General features: G+C 60.6%; 18 protein-coding genes and 1 pseudogene. 2 read left to right on the top strand and 17 right to left on the bottom strand.

The window, feature by feature from the left end; genetic code table 11:
- Nucleotides 1–18: 18 nt before the first annotated feature.
- From U3654_RS16200 to U3654_RS16175, 6 genes are read right to left on the bottom strand one after another with little or no spacing between them, the layout of a single operon-like run.
- Nucleotides 19–399, bottom strand: a complete 381-nt coding sequence (locus tag U3654_RS16200) for a head decoration protein (RefSeq protein WP_324752569.1) — start codon at nt 397–399, stop codon at nt 19–21.
- Nucleotides 400–442: 43 nt separating this feature from the next.
- Nucleotides 443–1,786 carry a S49 family peptidase gene (locus U3654_RS16195; protein WP_324752568.1) on the bottom strand — a complete coding sequence of 448 codons (1,344 nt, stop codon included), beginning with the start codon at nt 1,784–1,786 and terminating at the stop codon, nt 443–445.
- Complete coding sequence (locus U3654_RS16190) at nt 1,786–3,282, bottom strand: phage portal protein (RefSeq protein WP_324752567.1); 1,497 nt, start codon at nt 3,280–3,282, stop codon at nt 1,786–1,788. The genes U3654_RS16195 and U3654_RS16190 overlap by 1 nt, the downstream gene beginning before the upstream one ends.
- A 3-nt stretch (nt 3,283–3,285) precedes the next feature.
- The gene (locus U3654_RS16185) at nt 3,286–3,501 is read right to left on the bottom strand and encodes a phage head-tail joining protein (RefSeq protein ID WP_324752566.1); all 216 of its coding nucleotides are present in this window, start codon (nt 3,499–3,501) and stop codon (nt 3,286–3,288) included.
- Nucleotide 3,502: 1 nt separating this feature from the next.
- Nucleotides 3,503–5,572 (bottom strand): phage terminase large subunit family protein, encoded by a 2,070-nt coding sequence (locus tag U3654_RS16180; RefSeq protein ID WP_324752565.1) that lies wholly within the window; start codon nt 5,570–5,572, stop codon nt 3,503–3,505.
- A complete protein-coding gene (locus U3654_RS16175; RefSeq protein WP_324752564.1) occupies nt 5,520–6,074 on the bottom strand; it encodes a hypothetical protein in 555 nt (184 codons plus the stop codon). Before U3654_RS16175 ends, U3654_RS16180 begins: the two co-directional genes overlap by 53 nt.
- Before the next feature lie 201 nt (nt 6,075–6,275).
- Here U3654_RS16175 and U3654_RS16170 point away from each other — a divergent pair, with 201 nt between their 5' ends.
- Together U3654_RS16170 and U3654_RS16165 are read left to right on the top strand one after the other, a co-directional pair.
- Nucleotides 6,276–6,500, top strand: coding sequence for a hypothetical protein (locus U3654_RS16170; RefSeq protein WP_324755309.1), 225 nt, complete (start codon nt 6,276–6,278; stop codon nt 6,498–6,500).
- Between the two features lie 96 nt (nt 6,501–6,596).
- Nucleotides 6,597–7,142 carry a DUF3489 domain-containing protein gene (locus U3654_RS16165; protein ID WP_324752563.1) on the top strand — a complete coding sequence of 182 codons (546 nt, stop codon included), beginning with the start codon at nt 6,597–6,599 and terminating at the stop codon, nt 7,140–7,142.
- 12 nt (nt 7,143–7,154) lie between these two features.
- On the opposite strand, the gene U3654_RS16160 is transcribed toward U3654_RS16165, so the two are convergent.
- The 11 genes and pseudogenes from U3654_RS16160 to U3654_RS20520 form a co-directional block, all read right to left on the bottom strand.
- Nucleotides 7,155–7,757 (bottom strand): urea carboxylase-associated family protein, encoded by a 603-nt coding sequence (locus U3654_RS16160; protein WP_324752562.1) that lies wholly within the window; start codon nt 7,755–7,757, stop codon nt 7,155–7,157.
- A gap of 143 nt (nt 7,758–7,900) precedes the next feature.
- Nucleotides 7,901–9,163, bottom strand: coding sequence for a site-specific DNA-methyltransferase (locus U3654_RS16155; RefSeq protein WP_324752561.1), 1,263 nt, complete (start codon nt 9,161–9,163; stop codon nt 7,901–7,903).
- A 503-nt stretch (nt 9,164–9,666) separates the two neighbouring features.
- Nucleotides 9,667–11,502: a DUF262 domain-containing protein gene (locus tag U3654_RS16150; RefSeq protein WP_324752560.1), complete on the bottom strand. Its 1,836-nt coding sequence runs from the start codon at nt 11,500–11,502 to the stop codon at nt 9,667–9,669.
- A 28-nt stretch (nt 11,503–11,530) separates the two neighbouring features.
- The gene (locus U3654_RS16145) at nt 11,531–14,596 is read right to left on the bottom strand and encodes a type I restriction endonuclease subunit R (protein ID WP_324752559.1); all 3,066 of its coding nucleotides are present in this window, start codon (nt 14,594–14,596) and stop codon (nt 11,531–11,533) included.
- Nucleotides 14,597–14,663: 67 nt separating this feature from the next.
- Complete coding sequence (locus U3654_RS16140) at nt 14,664–15,560, bottom strand: DUF6615 family protein (RefSeq protein WP_324752558.1); 897 nt, start codon at nt 15,558–15,560, stop codon at nt 14,664–14,666.
- Nucleotides 15,561–15,563: 3 nt separating this feature from the next.
- The gene (locus U3654_RS16135; protein WP_324752557.1) at nt 15,564–15,965 is read right to left on the bottom strand and encodes a hypothetical protein; all 402 of its coding nucleotides are present in this window, start codon (nt 15,963–15,965) and stop codon (nt 15,564–15,566) included.
- Entirely contained in the window at nt 15,962–17,221 is a 1,260-nt protein-coding gene (locus U3654_RS16130; RefSeq protein WP_324752556.1) for a restriction endonuclease subunit S, read from the bottom strand. The genes U3654_RS16135 and U3654_RS16130 overlap by 4 nt, the downstream gene beginning before the upstream one ends.
- Nucleotides 17,218–18,759 carry a class I SAM-dependent DNA methyltransferase gene (locus U3654_RS16125; protein WP_324752555.1) on the bottom strand — a complete coding sequence of 514 codons (1,542 nt, stop codon included), beginning with the start codon at nt 18,757–18,759 and terminating at the stop codon, nt 17,218–17,220. The genes U3654_RS16130 and U3654_RS16125 overlap by 4 nt, the downstream gene beginning before the upstream one ends.
- Before the next feature lie 86 nt (nt 18,760–18,845).
- On the bottom strand, nt 18,846–19,511 hold the full coding sequence (locus U3654_RS16120; protein ID WP_324752554.1) for a hypothetical protein: 666 nt from the start codon (nt 19,509–19,511) through the stop codon (nt 18,846–18,848).
- Nucleotides 19,508–20,254, bottom strand: a complete 747-nt coding sequence (locus U3654_RS16115; RefSeq protein WP_324752553.1) for a DNA methyltransferase — start codon at nt 20,252–20,254, stop codon at nt 19,508–19,510. The genes U3654_RS16120 and U3654_RS16115 overlap by 4 nt, the downstream gene beginning before the upstream one ends.
- 13 nt (nt 20,255–20,267) lie before the next feature.
- A pseudogene (locus tag U3654_RS20520) lies at nt 20,268–20,699 on the bottom strand (DNA cytosine methyltransferase); the annotation flags it as partial.
- Nucleotides 20,700–20,711: the final 12 nt, after the last annotated feature.

Raw genomic sequence — 20,711 nt, 5'->3', positions numbered from 1 at the left:
GGATGAAGGGGTGTGGTGTCAGACGCCGTCGCGGGCAATGATGCCGACGGCGGCCAGCTGGCCGATCTTGGTGGTGATCTTGGCGCTGTCATCGACGGTGCCGTCGTAAGCGAGGCCTGCCCGCGACACGATCGAGGGGCCGCGCATGACGACGATGCCGGTCGCATCAGCGAGCGTGGCGTCGACGGCGTAGAGCAAGACGGCAGTGGCGGTCTGCGCGCCATCAGCGCCGCCGCTGGTCGCCAGCTTGTACTTGCCGCTGGCGGTGATCTGGCCGAGCACCGAGCCGACCGGATAGGGCATGCCTTGCAGCAGCGTGACCACTTCGCGGGTGTAGCTCGGGTTGACCTCATATTTGAGGACATCGCCCATGCCGGGCGGTTGCGTCAGGACGGGCATTGGTCAGTCTCCATGTTTAGGGGCTTGGCGAGTGGTGCTGCGATCAGCGCGAGGTTGAGGCGGCCTTCTTCGCCGCGGCGATGATCGGGCTGTCCTTGGCGGCAGCCGCCGCAGGGGCGGTGGCGATGATGCCAGCGGCGTCGCTGCGGGTGGCAAGATCGGCCAGCACGCGGGCGCGCAGGGCTTCAGGTTTCAGCCCGCGCGCAACAGCGTCGGCGGCGTCGATGTCCACCCCCAGCAGGGCGGCCTGCGCGCAGACCTGTGCGACCTCAGCAGCCTCGGCGCGGACGGCGTCAGCGCTCATGGTGGATGTGTCAGGCGTGGGCATGAGTGCAGCTGCTTCAATGGGCGGTTCGGGTGCAGTCTCGGCAGCCGTTGCTGCGGGCTGAGGCGAGGGCGGGGTGGCAATCTGATCCGAATTCGGGGTGTCGGTGGAGTTGGTGGTCATCTGTGGACCCTTTCTGCTGGTGGGATTGGTGCCGCGCGGGGCGGCTGCGAAGGTGCGGAAGGCGGTGATTGGATCCGCCAGTTCGTCGGCAAGACCGGCGGCAATGGCATCAGCGCCGCGGAGCACGGCAGCCTCTGTTGCCAGCGCGGCGGCATGGCTGAGACGATCCCCGCGCCCGGCGGCGACGGTCTCGGCGAAGAGGAAGCGCACGACCTCCAGCTCGCGCTGCATCTGGTCGTGCACCGCCTCGGGCAGGGGCTGGTAAGGATTGGCGTCGATCTTGTGGATCCCGGCATGGATCAGCGTCACGGCGATGCCTTTCTGATCCAGCGCGCCGCTCATGTCAGTGTGCAGCGCTACGACGCCGATGCTGCCGACCGCCCCGGTGCGCGGCAGGATGATGCGATCGGCCTGGGATGCCAGAACGTAACCAGCGGACAGCGCGTGTTCCGCCACGAAGGCCTGCACCGGCTTTACTGCCCGCGCCGCCCGGATCCGGTCGGCCAGATCGAAGGCCCCCGCGACCTCACCGCCGAAGCTGTCAATATCGAGGGCAATCCCGAGCACGTCAGGATCGGCCATTGCCGCGTTGATCTGGGCAGCGATGCCCTCGTATGACGTCAGACCGGACGACTGGCCAATCCACGCCCCGCGATGCACCAGCGTGCCGGCGATTTCGATCACGGCAATGCCGTCGATCACTGCGTAGGGCGGGCTGCCATTGCGCTGATGGCGCTGGGCGAGATCAGTGCCGAACAGCGAAACGCGGACGGGCTGCGCGGCGGCCGCCTGATCAGCGGCATCGGTCTCCACGCCGTGGAAGGTGATGTCCTGGCCCGTGATGCGTGGCCCCAGTCCCGACAGGAACGCCAGTGCCTTGGCAGGGTCCACCATCAGCGGCGTGTTGAAGGCCCGCTGGGCGATCTGGGCGTGGTGCATCACGTTTCATCCTTGGGGTTGGACTCGTCTTCAGTGTCTTCCGGCGCACCGTCGCCATCCGCGCCATCCTGCTTGTCGTCACTGCCGCTCACAGTTCCCGGCCCCTGCGCCGGAGATCCCGGTCGCCGGAAATCGAGGCTCAGCGCCAGTTCGCGTTTACGCTCGGCGGCAATCTCGCGGTCGACCTGTTCGGCGTCATAGCCGCGCTCAGAAATCGCCTGTGTGCGGGATTTCAGGCCCGCTTCGATCTGCAGGATCTCGGCCGAGGCGTCCTTCATTGGATCGACCCAGTCCCATTTGGTCGGCAGCCAGGCGCAGGCTTGGTATTGGCGGCGCTGGCCGCCATAACCGGGCAGATCGATGGCTCCCGACAGAACGGCCACATCCATCCAGCGGGTCCAGACCGCGCGGCCCATCTGATAGACCATTACACTGTGCTGGAAGGCCGAGATGCGGCGGCGGAACTCGATGAGCGATATGCGGGTGTTGGAGAAGTTTCCCTTGGCCGTGTCGCCGGTCAGATAGCCATAGGGGATGCCCAGCGCCGCCGCGATTTGCAGCAAGGTGCGGTACTGGAACGGCTCATAGGTGCCGCCCGAGTCCGGCGTCGCCGGGGTCGAGACATCCTCGCCGGGATCAAGGCGCACCACCTGTCCGGGTTCGACCTCCAGATCCTCTTCGGTCGGTTCCAGCGGGGTTTCCGGGGCGGGCGAGGTGATAAACATCGCGAACATCGCCGCGATCTTCTTCCGCTCCAGTTCGGCGTCGTCGTAGAGATCCAGCGTGAACAGCTTCACGATGGCGGCGGAGAATCGCGACACCCCGCGCAGTTGGCCCGCCTCGACCGGGTCCAATACGTGGATCACTTCGGATGCGGGCACCCGTGTCGTCTCACCCGCCAGCCCCGGATCGGTTATGTCACCTGGATGGCGGCGCAGGAAATGATAGGCGGCGCGGCGGCCGATGCCATCGAACTCGATGCCCTGACGGATCAGGCCGACGCCGGGCAATTCGCGGTTCATGTCGAGCGGCAGCATCTCGGCGGGCAGCATCTGCAATTGCAAAGGCACGGTCAGACCGTCCTCGGCCCGGCGCGGCCGGATACGGATGAACACTTCGCCCGCGAGATAGACCTCGCGCGCGGCGCGGCGCTGCAGCCCGTAGAAATCCGTCAGCCCTTCGGCATCGGCGTCGTCGGTCCAGGCCAGCCACAGGGCCTGCAGGTCCTCCTTCTTTGCTGCGTCCGCAATGGAACTGGACGGTTTGATGCCGTCACCGACGACATTGCTGGCGAAGGATTCCACCGCATTCGCCGCATAGCCATTGTTGCGCACCAGCCAGCGCGCGCGGGCGGTGATGGTATCGCCCGAGGCCGCGATCAGCGTGTTCACATGGGCGCGGGAGGCGCGGAAGCCCCGCAGCCGACGATGGGCCTGCGCCGCATCGAAGCCGCCGATGATGCTGCCGATGCGCTGGCGAAAAGCTTCAAACGCCATGGATCACAGGCCCTTCGTGGCGACGGTACCCCAGCGGCGACGACGCGGGGTGCCGGAGGTGGCGGTGGCAATCCGGGTTTCGAGATCGGCAATGGCATTCGCCAGTTCGGCGTCCGAACCATAAGCGATAGTCTTGCCATCATAGCTGACCGAGCGGACGCCCGCGTAGCGTGCCTCCTGCAGTGCGGCCAGCAGCGCGCGCATCCGTTCCAGATCCATCTCAATCCCTCATGAAGTTCGGTGTGTAGACCCGGCGCTTGCGCCGTGGCGTGGTTGGTGTTCCGGCCTTTGGCGCAGCAGGTTCTTGCGGTTCAAGAGTGGCGGCCGATTGCGGTGCCGGGCGGGTTTCCACCCCGGCTTGTTCTTCAAGACGCCGCCATGTGGCCTCGTCCCAGCGATCCGCGCCAAGGATCCACGCGGCCGCCCTTGCATAGACCCGGCAGTCGAGCGCCTCGTTGCGTTCGCGCATCTTTTGCCATTCGGGATGGGCATAGCCGCGCTTGTTGCGCACGGTGACCAGCTGTTCGGCCACCAGCTGCTTCAGCCATTCGGTGTCGATCCAGTCGGGCAGATGCACCGTGCCCGGTGCGTCGAGCGCGCCAAGGGCCCTGTCTTCATCCGAAGGCCGCTCCAGGCGCAGGAAGCGATAGGTCTCGGTCTTGAAGGTGGCGGTGGCGATTGACCACAACCGCGCGCCGCGGCGCAGACGCTTGCCGCCGATGGTGGCGTCGACAAAGGTTGGCCCCGACACCGGCGTCGCGCGATTGAAGCCCTCCAAGCCTTTGACAGGGGAAACCTGCCCGAAGCCCTGCGCCCGCGCCCAGGCGTATACAGCCGCCGCTTCATAGCCGGTGTCGATGGCCAGCTTGGCGATCACCATCACAGCGCCGTTGGCATGGGTCCAGGTGCGCCCCAAGAGCGCCGTCAGCTTGTCCCAGCATTGCGGATCGTCAGGACCGCCCGCAATGACGATGTGATCGATCAGCCAGCTTTCCAGCCCGCGACCCCAGGCCCAGACATCGACCTCGATCCGGTCCTTCTGCACATCGACGCCTGCGGTCAGGAACAGACCGCCCTCGGGAATCTGCGCCCCAAACGCCTCGCGGCGTTCTGCCAGCCGCTGCCATTCCGGCGCATCGCCAGACTCGACCCATGTCTCGCCCAGCAGCGTGTTGCGCGCCGCGCGCAGCATCTCTTCCGAACCCTGCGCCGCCAGCCAGTCCTGTGCGATCTGCGCCCAGCTTTTCCAGCCCAGCGGCGAATAGAGCGCCGAGAGGTGAAAGCCGATGGAATAGGGGTCGGCTGCGACAGCAGTAGGGCGCCATTCGCCCCGCTCCAGCATCTGCGTCTTGTGATGCTCGGAGATGGGACGTTCGCAGCCCTCGCAGGCATAGGCTGCGGTGTCGGGGCGGCCCTTGTTCCAGCGCAGCCGCTCGAACTGCAGCCATTGCATCGCTCCGCAATGCGGGCACGGCACGAAGTAGCGCCGCTGGTCTGACGCCTCGTATTCGCGTTCAATCCGCGACAATCCCCGGATCGTCGGGGTCGACACCATGAACACCTTGCGCCGGTGCGAGAAGGTGGTCGTGCGCGCTTCCGCCAGGGTGACAGGATCGCCTTCCTCGTCGGCCGAGGCCGGATAGGCGTCGACCTCGTCGAGAAAGATGTAACGCGCGGGCATCGATCGCAGGCCGGTGGCGGAGTTGGCCCCGGTCAGCACCAGGATACCGCCGGGAAATTCCTTGGACAGCATCGAGTTGCCCGCGTCGCGCGACCGCGCCGGATTGACACGTTCACGCAAAGCCGGGCTCTCGGCGATCAAAGGATCGAGCCGCCCGCGCGAGGTCCGTTTCGCCATCTCGACCGTCGACAGCACCGCCAGCATCGGTCCCGGCGCGTGATGAATGACGAACCCGATCCAGTTGTTGCCAGCTTCAGTCGCCCCGACCTGAGCGGCTTTCATGAAGCTGATCCGCTGCGCCGGGTGGCGGGGCGATAGCGCATCCATGATCTCGCGCAGATACGGCGTGCGGGCGGTGCGGTACTGGCCGGGCTCGGCCGAGGCGCGAGAGGAGAGCTTGCGGTGTTGATCCGCCCATTGTGACACCGTCAGGTCCGGATCGGGGCGCAAGCCGCGACGCCAGGCGCGCAGGATATCCTCGGAGCCGTCAAAGTCGAGGTCGAGCCCGTCCGCCAGCTGATCTTCGGTCAGATCGGTGTCGGTCGTATCGTCGCCGTTATCCGAGGCTGACCCGGAGATCGGCGAGGGCGTCGAGTTGCGCTCTGACATGGGTTTCCAGCACCCTCTGCAGGATCGCGGCCTCGATGATCACCGGGCGCCCCGGTCGCTCCGGCTCGCCGGATTGTTTTTCCACCTCCGCGGCCACGTCCGCCGCCATCAACGCCGCGACTCTGCTGGGCCAGGTCACCCAGACGTCGCGTTCCTGCCGCGCGAGGCGAAACACCAGCGTTTCCGCCCGGGCACGATCCACGAGCGTGCCCTTCTTCTTCTGGATCGCCAGCTGACGTTCCTGCGCCTGATAAACGGTCAGCGCGGTGCGGGCCTTGAGGTAGGACGAGCTGTCAGCTGGCCCAGAGAAGCCACTGTCTCCGCCCGTGCTGCGCCGCTGCTGGTCGGGGTCGGTCATATTAGCCCGGCGCACGTCCGAGGCTGCGGCGTTGATCGACCCGTCGCTGTATACCACCAACCGCCCGGCTTTACGCGCCTTCTGGATCGCCCCGCGCGACAGGCCGGAATGGGCGGAGTACTCGCGCTCGGACATACCTTCCACGGCCCCGCACGCTCCGATTAAAGCAATGATATTGCTTGGTATTTAGTTGATTACACTCGCCCGTAGAGCGATTCTGATTTCACGAAAACGATGCAACTTATCCCCTCCGGAGGCCAAACCATGACACGCCTGAACCCGATCACCACACCCCGTCACCAGCTGCGCGCCGAGAAGACCCGGCGGAGTGAGACCGGTTCCGCCATCGGTTCGAGGAACCGGTCGAACGAAGCGGCCCTGCACGCGTTTATCGGCAAGAAGGCCGAAATCGACGCGATGCTCGAGCGCCTGAAAGCCCTTAGCGCCGATCATTTCGAGACTCACCCCGACGAGATCAACTGGGGCGACGTCGGCACCCTCGAGCATTACGCACGCCTCCTCAGGCGCATCACCGACAGCGCCTTCAGGGAGGGTGAACACGCCGATTGACGCGAGGGCGCGCGATAACGCGGCCCGTCCATGCGGCGGGCTTTACCCGGTAGAAGGGCTGGCACCGGCGCTGGCCCTCGGAAACCGGAGGACCACATGCCCAAACTCACCGAAACCCAGACCCTCATCCTCAGCGCCGCAGCCCAGCGCGCAGACAATCTCGCGATGCCGCTGCCCAAGGGACTGCATGGCGCCGCCGCGAAAAAGGTCGTCAGCATGATGATCGGACGCGGCTGGCTCGAGGAGGTCGACGCCGACACCCGCAAAGGCGAGCCGCTCTGGCGGGAAACCGCCTCCGGCCTCGGCACCACGCTGGTGGTCACCGACGCGGGCTTGCTGGCCATCGGGATCGAGCCGGTGGTGGTGCGAACGATGGTGGCCGTCCGCAAGCGAGTTGCCGAAATCCCCGCGCCCAAGCTGCCGACTCCGCGCGCGGGGACCAAACAGGCGATGCTGATCGCTATGCTTCAAGCCCCCGAAGGGACCACGATGGAGGAGATCATCGCAGCTACCGGCTGGCAGGCTCACACTGCGCGTGGCGCGATGTCTGGGGCTTTGGGCAAGAAGCTCGGGCTGATTGTAACCTCGGTGAAGGAGAACGACAGAGGCAGGGTGTATCGAATTAACTGCGACGCAGAATGATTTGCGGTCCCGTTAGTCGAGCAGTCGGTAGTGAACCTCAGTCGGCTTGCAGTCGGCGCCGTTGACCGGGATCATATCCTGAGGGCAGGTCGACATCACCACGACACAGTCGATCGCAGCGCGTAGCGTCAAATAGTCTCCCGGCTTGCTGAGTGGCTCGCCCCAAATGATTTTTCCATCCGGCTTTACGGGAATGTTCATCCACAGGTTCAGCGGTGCCGGGCAGTCCGGCGCGCGCAGATCAAGCTGCGCCAATGCGGCATGCAGATTGTCAGTACAATTATCGTGATACTCCCGGCACCCGAGCATGGCGTAGCGGTGCACATCGCAGGCTGCGATTACCGTGTCATGGCGCCCGGGTGAGGTGTCTTCTTCCAGAAGCAGGATCGGCCGCCGCCGATTGGTGGTGAGTGCATCACCTTTCGCCGGAAAGATGCCCTCAATCGCCGCGTGCAGATGCTCCATGGACATGAATTCGGCTAAGTCGTCGGCATTAAAACACCACGTGTCCACGACCTGTTTACCGTGGGTATTGATGATTTGAATGGCTTTTCCCTTGGCAACTCGGACGGCGCGACCGCGTCGTGCAGGGACCACATGGAGGTCTGTCGTCATGTTTTGCATCCTTTGCTATCGGCGCCTCGGTCGCCAAACTGTCACAACCGATGTTGGTAAGGTCAAGAACTATACGGGACCCTTGTTTATCGTCGCGTGAGGTTTTGAGCCCATTTTTTAGCATCCTGTGACATGGGGCGCCTTCATGCGCCCAGCCTTTCCGCCTTCAGGTCGGCAAAGGTCTCGCCGGTTTCAGCCAGCACGGCATTGGCACCGGTGAATTGCTGCCAGCGCTCGATGGCCACATCGACGTAAGCCGGGTTCAGCTCGATGCCAAAGCACACCCGACCCGTGGTTTCCGCCGCGATCAGTGTGGTGCCTGATCCCATGAAGGGTTCGAACACAGCCTGACCGGGGCTGGAATTGTTGAGGATCGGGCGGCGCATGCATTCGACCGGCTTCTGGGTTCCATGGACGGTGGCGGCGTCCTGGTCTTTGCCCGAGATGTGCCAGAGCGTGGTTTGCTTGCGGTCCCCAGCCCAATGTCCCTTGCCGGTCTTCTTCACGGCATACCAGCAGGGTTCATGCTGCCAGTGATAATCGCCGCGGCTGAGAACGAGCCGATCCTTGGCCCAGATGATTTGCGAACGGACTGCGAAACCGGCCGCGACGAGGCTTTCGGCCACGGTCGCAGCGTGCAGCGCGCCGTGCCAGACATAGGCGACGTCGCCGGGGAACAATGCCCAAGCCTCGCGCCAGTCCGCCCGATCATCGTTCAGCACCTTACCGGTGCGTTTGGTCTTGGCCGCGCCCGCCTGGTTGCGCCATGACGGATCATATTCCACGCCATAGGGCGGGTCCGTTACCATCAGCAGCGGCTTCACCTCGCCGAGCAACCGCCCGACCACATCGGCCGATGTGCTGTCACCGCAGATCAGCCGGTGCGATCCCAGCTGCCATAGATCGCCCGGCACCGACACTGGCGTGACCGGCGGTTCGGGAATGTCATCCTCGCCCTCGATGGGCCCGTCGTCGCCCAGCGCGTCCGGATCACGCAGAAGGGCGTCCAGATCCTCGTCAGTGATCCCGAGCAGCGACAGGTCGAAATCCTCGGCCAGCAGCCCCGCGATCTCGTCGCGCAACATCGTCTCGTCCCATTCGCCCAGCTCGGTCAGCTTGTTGTCGGCGATGCGATAGGCGCGCCGCTCGGCTTCATCCAAATGTCCGAGCCGGATCACCGGCACGTCGGTCAGCCCGAGCATCGTCGCCGCCAGCACCCGGCCATGCCCGGCAATCAGCTCACCATCGTCGGCCACCATGCAGGGCACGGTCCAGCCGAACTTCGCCATGCTGGCGGCGATCTTCGCCACCTGGTCGTCGCCGTGCATTTTGGCATTGCGGGTATAGGGGCGCAGCCGATCAATCGGCCACGTCTCGATCTCGCCTGGCGCGAAGACAAGGTCCATGGGGTGGTTCTCATTTTGGCAGGGCGGACAGACCGATGCGCGCGACCGCGATGGGAAGCAGCAGGATCGGGAACTGCAAGGTGCGGAGAAAAACGAAAGCGCCCGAGAGGGGTTTCCTCCGGGCGCTATTCTTCGATGATCAATAGGTAGGTCAAGGGGGGCAGCTTTGTCAAACGAAAAACGGAAGTGGATTCAAGGGCTTCTCCGAGGGTGGCTTCCGCTGGCTGGCTTCCGGTTTTAGTGGCTTCCTGGCTTCCGCCAAGTGGATTCTTGACAAAAATACTAAAATCCACCTTGAGAATCGGACGAACCAACGTAAGGCGCTGTAATGTAGTGATTTTATTTCGAGATGTCGCCGAGGTGGATTCCGCCTGGATTCCCCGGTGAAGAAGCCAGTCGCTAGCGAAATGCCGCGCTGCGCCCCCCCGTATACGTTTGGGGGCCGAGAGGAACCATGCAAAGGGGGGCGGGGTTATTATTTTGGTGGACGCGACGGTTGGTGTTCAGGACGATATCGAGGTCGTCCTCCACACATCCTTGACTAAAGAGATCAAAAGAGAATGCCTCTTTTCAATCGAAGCTGCATTCCAAGCTGTGTATGCTTCCAGTTTGTCGTTAATCCTCGAAATTGATGTGTTCTGGCCGACTTGTGTCAGTCCTGCTATGCTTCTCGTCAGATAGCTGCCACTTTTTCGGTACTCTTCCAGCTTGTCTGCATAGTAGTCATTGCCCGCGACTATATTGATTGGCTTTTCGAGCAGGGTCAGATTTCCCAGACGGCTCTTGAAGTCATCGTAGTCAGCAGAAGGGTTTTCTTGTGCCCAGTTGGCTCGAAGTGCAGCCGTCGGTGTGGTTGGCAGAATGTGCTCAATTTCTAATTTGGCGAAGGGCTCAAGGCTGCCACGTGTATTTACGCCGCTGAATGCCATCTCCACATGTTGGGATAGCCGAGCAAGCAGGTAGCGGGTTCGATATTGCTGCATAGAATGCATAGTAAAACGCTTAAGAGCATCAGCAAGTTCTGGTGACTTTGCAGCCATGCTTTTCTCGAAGCGCTCCGTGACGAAGGTGTCCAATTTTATCTTCTGTAAAAGGGGATCCTTCTCGCCCGCAATCTCGCGTAGCTCGTCTGCCCATAAGGAGAAATTGCGCTCAAGATCCTTCGTTGGGGTCTTTGTAAAGATATAGTAGAATAGGAAACTTTCGAGCTGCGCCACGAAGTGATCGAACAGTGGTTTTGGGAGATTTGCTGCCGCAAGCAGCATGACATAGTGCAAGCTGAATGCGCCGCCCGCAAGCCGCTTGAGGCTGTCCATAGCAATACTCGGTTTATGATCATTTCCCAATCCGTTGCTAAACGCCAGGTAGTGCTCAACATTTCGGGTTACTTTGCGCACGAACTCGAAGGGCTTTTCAGCGTAATTGCAAAGAGCGGCGTTTTTCTTGTTGGTAAACCAGTCATAGATTTCATCTTCCCGCACGACAGCGTCGTTGCGATCGTTCTTGATGGAATAGTTCGCCATCAAAAAGTAGCGTAAGAACCGGAGAGGTTTTTCCTTGTTTTTTTCCAGCGGCTTAGTAATTTTTTTCCACTCGTCTTTGAGTTGAGTAAATTCAGCGTGACGAACTTGCGTAAATAGTAGGTTCTTTAGCAGGTCCATCGGATTAAGGCCGACGCCACGCTCGTTAATCGTTTCAAAAATCTTGAGTGCGCTGCTAACATCGGTCGAAATTTGAATGAACACCACATTGTTGGCCAAGTATCCCCAGTAACTTTTTAGCTGGGCAAGGTCAGGGTAGTTGTCTTTAAGATAGCGGTAAATCGTACCGTAAGCGCCAATGAGGTTATCTAACGAGCCAAAGCTCGCGATTCCTGACGCCTGTATACCCGCGCGCACGACCTGCGGATCAGCATCAAGCTCCACCAGCTTTGCCATCACCTCACCCGCATTCTCGTAGCGTGGTTCCAACTTTAGGCTTGTGCGCGACTCGCCAGCGTTATCGGTGTAACTTGTTGAAATTAGACCGCCGATGGTCGCACGCTGAGGCTCCCCCTTGAATAAATGGTGCAAAGCGCACAGCAACAGAAAGAAAGTTGTTAGGCGCTGCTGGCCATCTATAACCTCAAAATGGTTTTTCTGGCCTGCAGGAGCCACCAAAATAGTACCAATGAAATATTCGCGTGTTCCGCCAGCGTCAATCTGCTCGTTTATGTCTTCCAGAAGCTGGTAGACCTCTTTGTCGGTCCAGACATATTCTCGCTGATAATCGGGGACGATGTAGAAGCATTCACGAAAAGCCTCGTCTATACTGAACCGATGGTTTTCAATCCTAGCCATGCCGCACCTTTTCTTAATTTAGTTTTGTTTAGCTATCAGTGATCTCCGATAGCATCGCTTCCGCCTGCGACAGAACGCCCCGAACTGCGGCGTCCTCCAAATCAGGCGGGTAGCCGTATTTCCGCAGGATGCGCTTCACGAGAACCCGCAGTCGCGCACGGGCACTGTCGCGGTGTGCCCAGTCGATACTGACATTGGCTTTCAAGCCCTTCAGCAATTCATGCGCGATGATCTTCAACTGGTCATTGCCAAGGACATCGACGGCACTCTGATTGTCGGCCAGCGCATCATAGAAAGCGATCTCTTCCGGCGTCAGTCCAGTTTCCTCACCTCGGCTTCTGGCCTCGCGCACCTCTTTCGCCAGCGCGATCAGTTCCTGCAGCACCTCAACGGTGCTGATGGCATTGGTGTGATAGCGCGAAATAGCCTCGTCCAGCCGTTCCGAGAATTTCCGGGTCTCGATAACGTTTGAGCGGCTGCGCGATCTGATCTCGTCATTCAGCAGCTTTTTCAGCGCTTCAAGGGCGAGGTTTTTCTTCTCCATCTGCCCGATTTCGGCCAGGAACTCATCCGATAGGATCGAAATATCTGGCGATGAAAGCCCAGCCGCCGAAAGGATGTCGACGATCTCGGTTGAGGCGACCGCCCCATTGACGATTTGGCGAATGGCCAGATCGCGGTCGGCGGCAGAGCGGCCGGAGGTATCAGCGGCCTTGACCATCGCCGCCCGCACGGTCTGAAAGAAGCCGACCTCGTCGCGAACGTCGCGGGCGGTATCGCTGGCCGAACAGAGGGCAAAGGCCTTGGACAGCGCCAGCACAGCGTCCTGATAACGACGGTGCGCGGACTTCTTGGCTTCCTTGTCAGTTTCGCGCTGGGCGGCTTCGTCCTGCTTTGCAAGGATCCAGTCGAGTGCTCCAGCTAAGGCGACCAGGCGCTGATGTGGCGTGCCTGTTTGCCCAGTTGAATAGTCAAAGCCGTGGAACATGGCGCGCACCACATCCAATCGTTCCAAAAGGGCCGCTACAGCCTCGGCCTCGTCGATGCCTGCTTGTTCCTGGTCTGATTGGGAGTATTGGCCCAGCGCGGATTTCAGATTCTGGGCGATGCCGATGTAATCGACGATCAAGCCTGCGGGCTTGTCGCTGAACACACGGTTCACCCGCGCAATGGCCTGCATCAACCCATGACCGCGCATCGGCTTGTCGATGTACATCGTGTGCATCGACGGCGCGTCAAATCCGGTCAGCCACATGTCCCGGACAATCACTAATTTGAGCGGGTCTTTCGAATCCTTTGCGCGCTTCGCCAGAAGGTCGCGCCGTGCCTTGCCGCCGATATGGGGCTGCCAGTTCTCGGGATCCGAGGCAGACCCCGTCATGACGATCTTGATCACGCCACCTGCGTCGTCGTCGGAATGCCATTCTGGGCGAAGGGCCACGATCTGGTTGTAGAGGTCCACACAGATACGACGGCTCATGCAGACGATCATGGCCTTGCCGTCCATCGCCTGCACGCGCGCCTCAAAATGCGTGACCAGATCCTCAGCAACCATGCGTAGCCGTTTCTCGGAGCCGACAAGCGCCTCGACGGTGGACCATTTTCGCTTCAACCGTTCCTGCTCGCTGACAGCTTCATCCTCGGTAAGCTCTTCGATCTCCACATCAACCTTGGGCTTTTCCGCGTCGGGCAGCTCAATCCTGGCAAGACGGGACTCATAGTAAATCGGCACCGTCGCCCCATCCTCGACGGCACGGCTAATATCGTAGACGTCGATGTAATGGCCAAACACCGCAGGCGTGTTCACATCATCCTGTTCGATTGGCGTTCCGGTGAAGCCTATGAAAGACGCGTTGGGCAGCGCATCGCGCAGGTGTTTGGCGAAACCATAGGCGATGGCGCCGGTTTTCTCGATGCGCGCTTTGAACCCATACTGGCTGCGGTGGGCCTCGTCAGCGATGACAACCACATTGCGGCGGTCGGTCAGCATTGGGTAGGTCTCGCCTTTCTCAGGGGCAAACTTCTGAATGGTGGTGAAGATAACCCCGCCCGAGGCGCGCGCGAGTGCCTTTTGCAGATCCTCCCGGTTGTCGGCCTGCACCGGCGTCTGGCGGATTAGGTCGCGGCACATTGAGAATGTTCCGAAGAGTTGGTCGTCCAAGTCGTTGCGATCAGTGATCACTACGATGGTCGGATTTTCCATCGTTGGTTCGCGCACCAGCTGCCCGGCGTAAAATGCCATCAGCAAGCTTTTGCCGGACCCTTGCGTGTGCCAGATAACCCCTGCCTTACGATCACCTTGCGACCGGCTGGCCTCGACGGTGCTGATGACCGCGCGCTTGACGGCGTGGAATTGATGATAACCCGCGATGATCTTGGCGATGCCGCCGGAGGTGTCGCCAAAAACTGTGAAATCCCGCAACAGCGACAACAGCCGGTGGCGCGCGAAGATCCCCTCGATCAGCACGGACATTTCCGGCGCGCCCTTGGGGGCCACATCAACGCCATCGGTCGTGCGCCAGGGCATGAAGCGTTCCAGATCGGCGGTCAGCGACCCGATGCGGGCCTGAATACCGTCAGTCGTCACCAGCACCGCATTGGCGCGGAACAGTGATCCAATCTGTGCCTTGTAGGTTTGCAATTGGTTGAACGCCGCGCCGAGTGTTGCGTTCTCGGACCCCGGCTTCTTCACCTCGATCACACCGACGGGCAGGCCATTCAGGAATACCACCACGTCAGGGCGGCGGTTGTTGCCACTTTCGATCACTGTGAACTGCGCGATGGCCAGCCAGTCGTTCTGCTGGTCCTCAGGGTCGATAAGGCGCACAGCGTCACCGCGGATTGTGCCATCCTCAGCGCGGTATTCCACCGGCACACCTTCGACCATCGCACGATGCAGACGGCGGTTTTCCTCAATCAGCGAGGGGCGCTCGACCGCGAGCAACTTGCGCAGCGCATCCTCGCGGGCGTCTTTGGGGATTTGGGGGTTCAGTCGGGCTATTGCATCGCGCAGGCGCGTGGGCAGGAACGTATCGGAATAGGCCTCACGTTCCGGCGCGCGGCCATCGGGCCAGAAATGGCATCGTTTATGCATATGTAGCCCAAGGCTGAGAGTTGATCTAGAAGAACAGCTTCGACTTCGGCTTCGGACAGAGTTGGCATTACGTTCTTCTCCTCGGCTCGTCCTTGACGTCAAGGATCAGGAAACGCGGAGCATCGATGCCATCGCGACGATCACGGGTTCGAACACGCTCAACTTCTTCCGGGTTTGTAGGCCTCAATCCGATCATGTTGTCGTCAATGCGCATTTCACCGTTCAGCTGCTCAGCAGTAGGAAAACTAATTGAAGCGGCCCCGTCAGCCGCGTCGTCAGTGGAAAATTCGGACAAGATTACATCTGCTGTCTGAAAACCCAAGCTTCCATCAGCAACGACGATCGAATCTTCGAAAAGATAATACGCGTTGAACCGAGCGGGTGCGAAAAAGAAATGCCATGGAACCGAGATGTCCTCGACATCCTGAATGGTCCCGATCTTGGCTTTTTTCTTTACCTCACTAGCGTCTGCAATCAAACATCCGTACTCGAAAACACGATATGGTTGCTTTGCTGCAGCTGACTTCCATTGGTTTCGCTCGGAGTTCTTGGAATAAAAGCAATAGACGGCCCGCCAGGTGATATCACCGGAATTCTTCGCGGGGCAATTGTCGATGAGAACATCGATTTGCTCTTTCGGTACTTTCGGCGGTTTTCCAACCTTGTGCTTGGTTGATAGTTTGTCGTTCTTCTTGGTCCGCTTCGCCTGGACACGCATGAAGAAGCTATATTTCTTGCCGACGACCACCCATTCCCAGTCAGCCCCGATCATCGCTTCCTTGCCCTTGGAAATCGCGGTCAACTGCGTACCGCGGTCGCCATGCTTACGGAGAATTTCCAGAAGGTTGGTCTCGGTGATCGTTTCTTCACCGTAACTTACCTTGCCATCGTTGGCATGTGCGAAGGCGAGATTGCGAGAGACGGCGTCTCCGAGTTCCAAGAAAGTATGGAGCAGGGTCGGCATAGTTTAAACCGGCTGATCGATTGAAACGAAACCTACATCGGTCCAATCCTGTTCAAGGACAGCAGCGCGGTACTGAGGGGCGTTCTTTGCATTGATGCCACGCCAGTCGTGTTTGCCAGTACCGTAGGCGATCGTGCCGGACTTGTCCGTGACGAACAATGTCAGACCACGCAGTTTGTCGGGGACGTCAGGCGCATGAATGGCGGTCATCACTTCGTCCAGCGGGTTGCCGATGCCGACCATGGCCAGCTTTGCGCCTGTTTGTTCCACCAGTTGCGTGTAGGTCAGGTAGGGACGCTGGGGCACCTTGCCGTGCTTTTTCCGATACTCCTGCACCGTGCGGATATGGGCGATCAGCCCGTTTCCAAGCAGCATGGCGTTCTTGGTGCGTACCGGCAGGTTCATGCGGCGGTTTCCTCTTCGACTTGGTCAAGATCAGTCACCCGCAATTCCCCAGACATCAAGCGCGGCAGTAGGAGGTCGCGGGTTTGGGCGAGGGTTTCGTTTGCTTGTTCGTTTGCCCACTGAAATCCAAATATTAATTCGAGGATCTCACGAAACGCCTTCATAATGCCTTCGCTGGCCAACATAACCGGATAATGTTTGATCGAATCGAATGTTATCTGAGGAAATGTTCCAGACCGTGACTCGGCTGTTGTATTAAATTCTGCCACGGCTTCTGGGGAAGAAACCAAGAAATAGAGGTGTATAGGTGAGACGGTGGAGATTGTTCGCAAGACCATGAATTTTGTTGATACTATGTGGTCCGGCGCATCGAAATTAACAAAAGCAAATCTTTTATTTTTGGGGCGTATTTCACTATACAAAATATCCCCAACTTCAATCTTCTTTTTGGCCTGACCTGGAAGCCCGTTTGCATCGGAGTAATCCGCATGCAAAAATCTTCCCTGTGAGACATCACCTGTATTGATAAAAATCACTTTCTGACGTTTCTTGAGATCCATTGTTTCCGAATGGTTTTTTGCGACCTCACCGATTGTTGATAGGCTCCACCCCTCCGGAAATTCGCCTGCACCAAAGCTGTCAGGAAAAAGAGCGGCGAGAGGGGCGGATTGTGTGGGGTCGTGCAGTAGGTGGCCGAGGATGGCGGCTGGGTCGGTTGCGCCAGCAATTTTGCGGCGGGTGGGGCCGAAATCGACGAACCAGTCGCGAAACAGCGCCCGCGCCATGGCCTCCAGCGTCTCGTTCATCCTCAGGTTCAACTCAATCTTGTTATCCAGCGCTCCGAGCGTGGCGGCAATGGCGCGTTGTTCGAGAAGGGGTGGAAGTAATATCTCTGCCTGATGTAAATCGTTACGATTTATTCCGGGTACAGCAGCTTTGTCCGAATAGGCCTGAAAGTCTAACCCACGCAAAAAATATGAAATAAAATGAGGATCATTCCCTTTGAAGTCTTGTACGTAGAGGGCAGTATTCAGAGGCCAGAAATCACCCTGAACAAAGTAGACTGTGCCAATGGTGCCATATCGTCCAGTTACCACTCCCGGCCCTTTGACCTTGGCTACAGAGTGGGTGTCAGAAAATCCAGATGATGAAATGATTGGAAACGTACCAAGCGACCGCTCCTTTTTGGGCAGGTCATAACCGCGTTTCAAATTGATTGCGTCGCCTAGTTGGCAGCCTTGCCAATCCTCCTTCACAGCCCAACCACCCCCGCCAAACGCTCGCGGATTGTCGCGGTCAGCGCCTCAGATTGCGCAAACTGCTCTTCCAGTGTGTCCTGCAGGGCCAAGAACCGCTCGGCGAAAGGGGTGTCGTCCTCCTCTACCGCCTCGGCTCCGACATAGCGGCCGGGTGTCAGGACGTGGCCGTGGGAGCGGATTTCCTCAAGGCTGGCAGATTTGCAGAAGCCCGGAACATCGGCGTAGCCCACACCCAGCCGCCAGGCGTGGTAGGTCTCGGCGATCTGGCTGACGTCGGCGTCCGAAAACTCTTTCCGGGTGCGGTCCACCATGAAGCCCAGCTTGCGGGCGTCGATAAACAGCACCTCGCCCTGCCGGTCGCGCAGTTTACGGTCGCGGGCGATGCCATTGGATTTGTCCTTGGCAAGAAACCACAGGCAGGCCGGGATCTGGGTGGAATAGAACAACTGCCCCGGCAGGGCGATCATGCAGTCAATCACTTCGGCTTCAATCATCGCCTTGCGCAACTCGCCCTCACCCGACTGGGTCGAGGACATCGAGCCATTGGCCAGGACAACGCCCGCCGTTCCCGAGGGGGCCAGATGGTGCAGGATGTGCTGTAGCCAAGCGTAGTTGGCGTTGCCTGCGGGGGGCGTGCCATATTTCCAGCGCCCATCCTCGCGCAGCCGCTCACCGCCCCAATCCGAGATGTTGAAGGGTGGGTTGGCAAGGATCACATCGGCGCGCAGATCGGGCAGTTCGTTCTTGTGGAAGGTGCCTTCGGAGTTCCACTTGATATCGGCGTCGATGCCGCGCACGGCGAGGTTCATCTTGCACAGCCGCCAGGTGGTATAGTTGCTTTCCTGCCCGTAGATAGCGATGTCGCCCAGACGGCCGCCATGGGCCTCCACGAACTTTTCCGACTGCACAAACATGCCGCCCGAGCCACAGCAGGGATCATAGACGCGGCCTTTGTACGGCTCCAGCATTTCAACCATGGTGCGCACGACGGAGCGGGGGGTGTAGAACTCACCGCCGCGCTTGCCTTCGCTGCCTGCGAATTGGCCGAGGAAGTATTCGTAGACTCTGCCCAAAAGGTCGCGCGCCTTGTCCTTGCCTTCGCCCAGCGCGATACCGGAAATGAGGTCGATCAGTTCGCCCAGCATGACGGCGTTGAGCGCAGGGCGGCCATAATCTTTTGGCAGGACGCCCTTGAGGGAGGGGTTCACCTTCTCGATGGCGATCATTGCTTCGTCGATCAGCTTGCCAATAGTTGTCTGCTTGGCGCTGGCCTGAAGATGCGACCAGCGTGCGTCGGCCGGAACCCAGAAGACGTTTTCGGCAAGGTATGCGTCTGGGTCTTCCGCATCTTCAGGGTAGTCGGCGAGCAGCTGTTGGCGCTTCAACTCGAAACTGTCCGAGATGTGCTTGAGAAATATCAGACCAAGAGCGACGTGCTTGTAGTCCGACGGCTCCATATTGCCGCGCAGTTTATCGGCGGTTTTGAATAGGCTGGCCTCAATGCCAAGATCCGAACCGTTTTCTATTGATGCCATTGAATAATCCACCCCATGCAACGTCTTTTCAGGACCGTATTTCAGGCAGAGGTTTAAATCCAGAGATTAAGAAGCGTTTGAAGGGGTTATGCCTTGCGGGCCTGCCATGGCCGCACTTTCGGCATCGCCGCCGTCACCTCAACCTCCCGCAGCATCCCGCCAGCCACCAGCCCATCCCGCACCCAATCCAGCGCCTGCCACCAATCCTCATAGCCGCGCCGGGCGGAGGCGATCTGCTCTGGGTGTGGCCGCCAGGTAATCGGGCAGGCCAGAACTTCGACCGTGCGCCATTTGCCCCGGGTCAGCACCCGTTCGGTGCCCACAACTTCCGTCACGGCCCGAACACCATGCTGATTCTGCCGCGTCTCAACCGGAACGCAACGCGGCACGACGCCGGGCATCCAGTCGGGGGTGAGCCCGGCGCGGGCAAGTTCGGCCACGCGGATGGCCATGCGGATCCCGCCCAGACTGTCGGGCATACCGGCGACGATGGCGGCGATGACCTCGGCGTCCGCATGAGTGTAGCTGCCCATCTTGTGCTGGCCACCGTCCACCTTGCAGCCCAGCGCAGCGCGCTGCATCAGGACATATTCGAGACCAAAGCCAAAGCCTTCTTCGACCACATCCTCCGGCGGCGGCAGTTCCAGCTGTGCCTTTTCCACCCGGAACGCCCATTCCAGCGCCGCCTGCACGCCCAGCGCGCGTTTCACCTTTGACCCGTCAGCCCGGGCAATCCGTCCCTGCATACTCATGGCAGCACTCCTTCAAAGAGGTCCATCTGCGCTGGGCCGTCCGGCCCCTCGCTCGGTCGCCAGATCCACGGGCCCGAGGCCATGGGCAGCTGCGAGAGAGCGCCACGCATGTGCCGCTGCCAGAGGGTGAACTCCATTGCCGAGCAGGCGCAGAGCGCGTGCCCGATGGGCCAGCCCATCAGCCATCCGACGAAGAGCGGATTGAGCCGCCGCCGTGCCCGGGCTTTCAGGATGCGCCGCGAGACGGCCCGCCCATGCGAGGCAATCATGGAAGCCCAGAGCGGGCGCGAGATCGGGGCGTGCGGCGAGGATTGCTGCCCATGCATCCCGATCACCGGGTCCGGGTGGGTGAAGCCCTGTTCCGCTCGATAGTGCAGGATATCCATCCGGCTTTTGCCATCCGCCCGCGTCACGCTCGCCGGGCTGCTGCCCTTCCAGTTCTGCGCCGCTGGAGTCGGCCACTGGAGCGCCTGCGCACTCAGCTTCGGCTCGCCCCGGCTGTTGATCTTGCCGCGCAGCCGGTCCACTTGATCGTCCGCCACTGGCGTTTGCCATTGTGCCGCCTGCGCTGGCAGGGGCGGCCTCCCACCCGAGCCGTAAATCTGGCCCGGCCCACCCTTCGCGCCATCCGTCGCTTTCGGCGTCGACCAGTTGGTGATGTCCAGCGCCAGCGCTTCCGCCTTGCGGGTGAAATCGCTGCTGCCCGCCGGGTTGTAACGATCCGTACCGGGATGCAGGCTCATCGGTGTGGGCCAGGATGAAGACGCGCATGCGCTGGTGCGGCGCGCCGACTTCTGCCGCACTGAACAGGCCCGCCGCAGGCGTGTAGCCCATGTCCCAAAGCTCTCGCAGCACGATTTCAAGGCCAAGGCTGACATGACCGGCGACGTTCTCGAGGAAGACCCACTCGGGAGCGCACTCCCGGACGACGCGGGCGACCTCTGGCCACAGGTGGCGGGGATCATCGGCCCCGCCGCGCTTGCCAGCGGCGCTGAACGGCTGGCAGGGATATCCGGCAAGGACGATATCGAAGGCTCCGCGGAAGGGGCGGGCTTTGAGACTGCGTAGATCATCCCAGATCGGGGCGGGGGCGAAATACCCCGCGCGCTGGGCGGCAATGAGGACGGCGCGGGGCCAGTCCTCCCATTCGACAAAGCATCGGGTGTGGAAGCCGGGTTCGGCGAGCATGAGGCCCATATC

The sequence above is a fragment of the Roseovarius sp. Pro17 genome (assembly GCF_035599575.1).
Classification (GTDB): domain Bacteria; phylum Pseudomonadota; class Alphaproteobacteria; order Rhodobacterales; family Rhodobacteraceae; genus Roseovarius.
The sequence above is the reverse complement of the archived record's forward strand: the minus strand, read 5'-3'. Positions and strand labels throughout refer to the sequence as shown.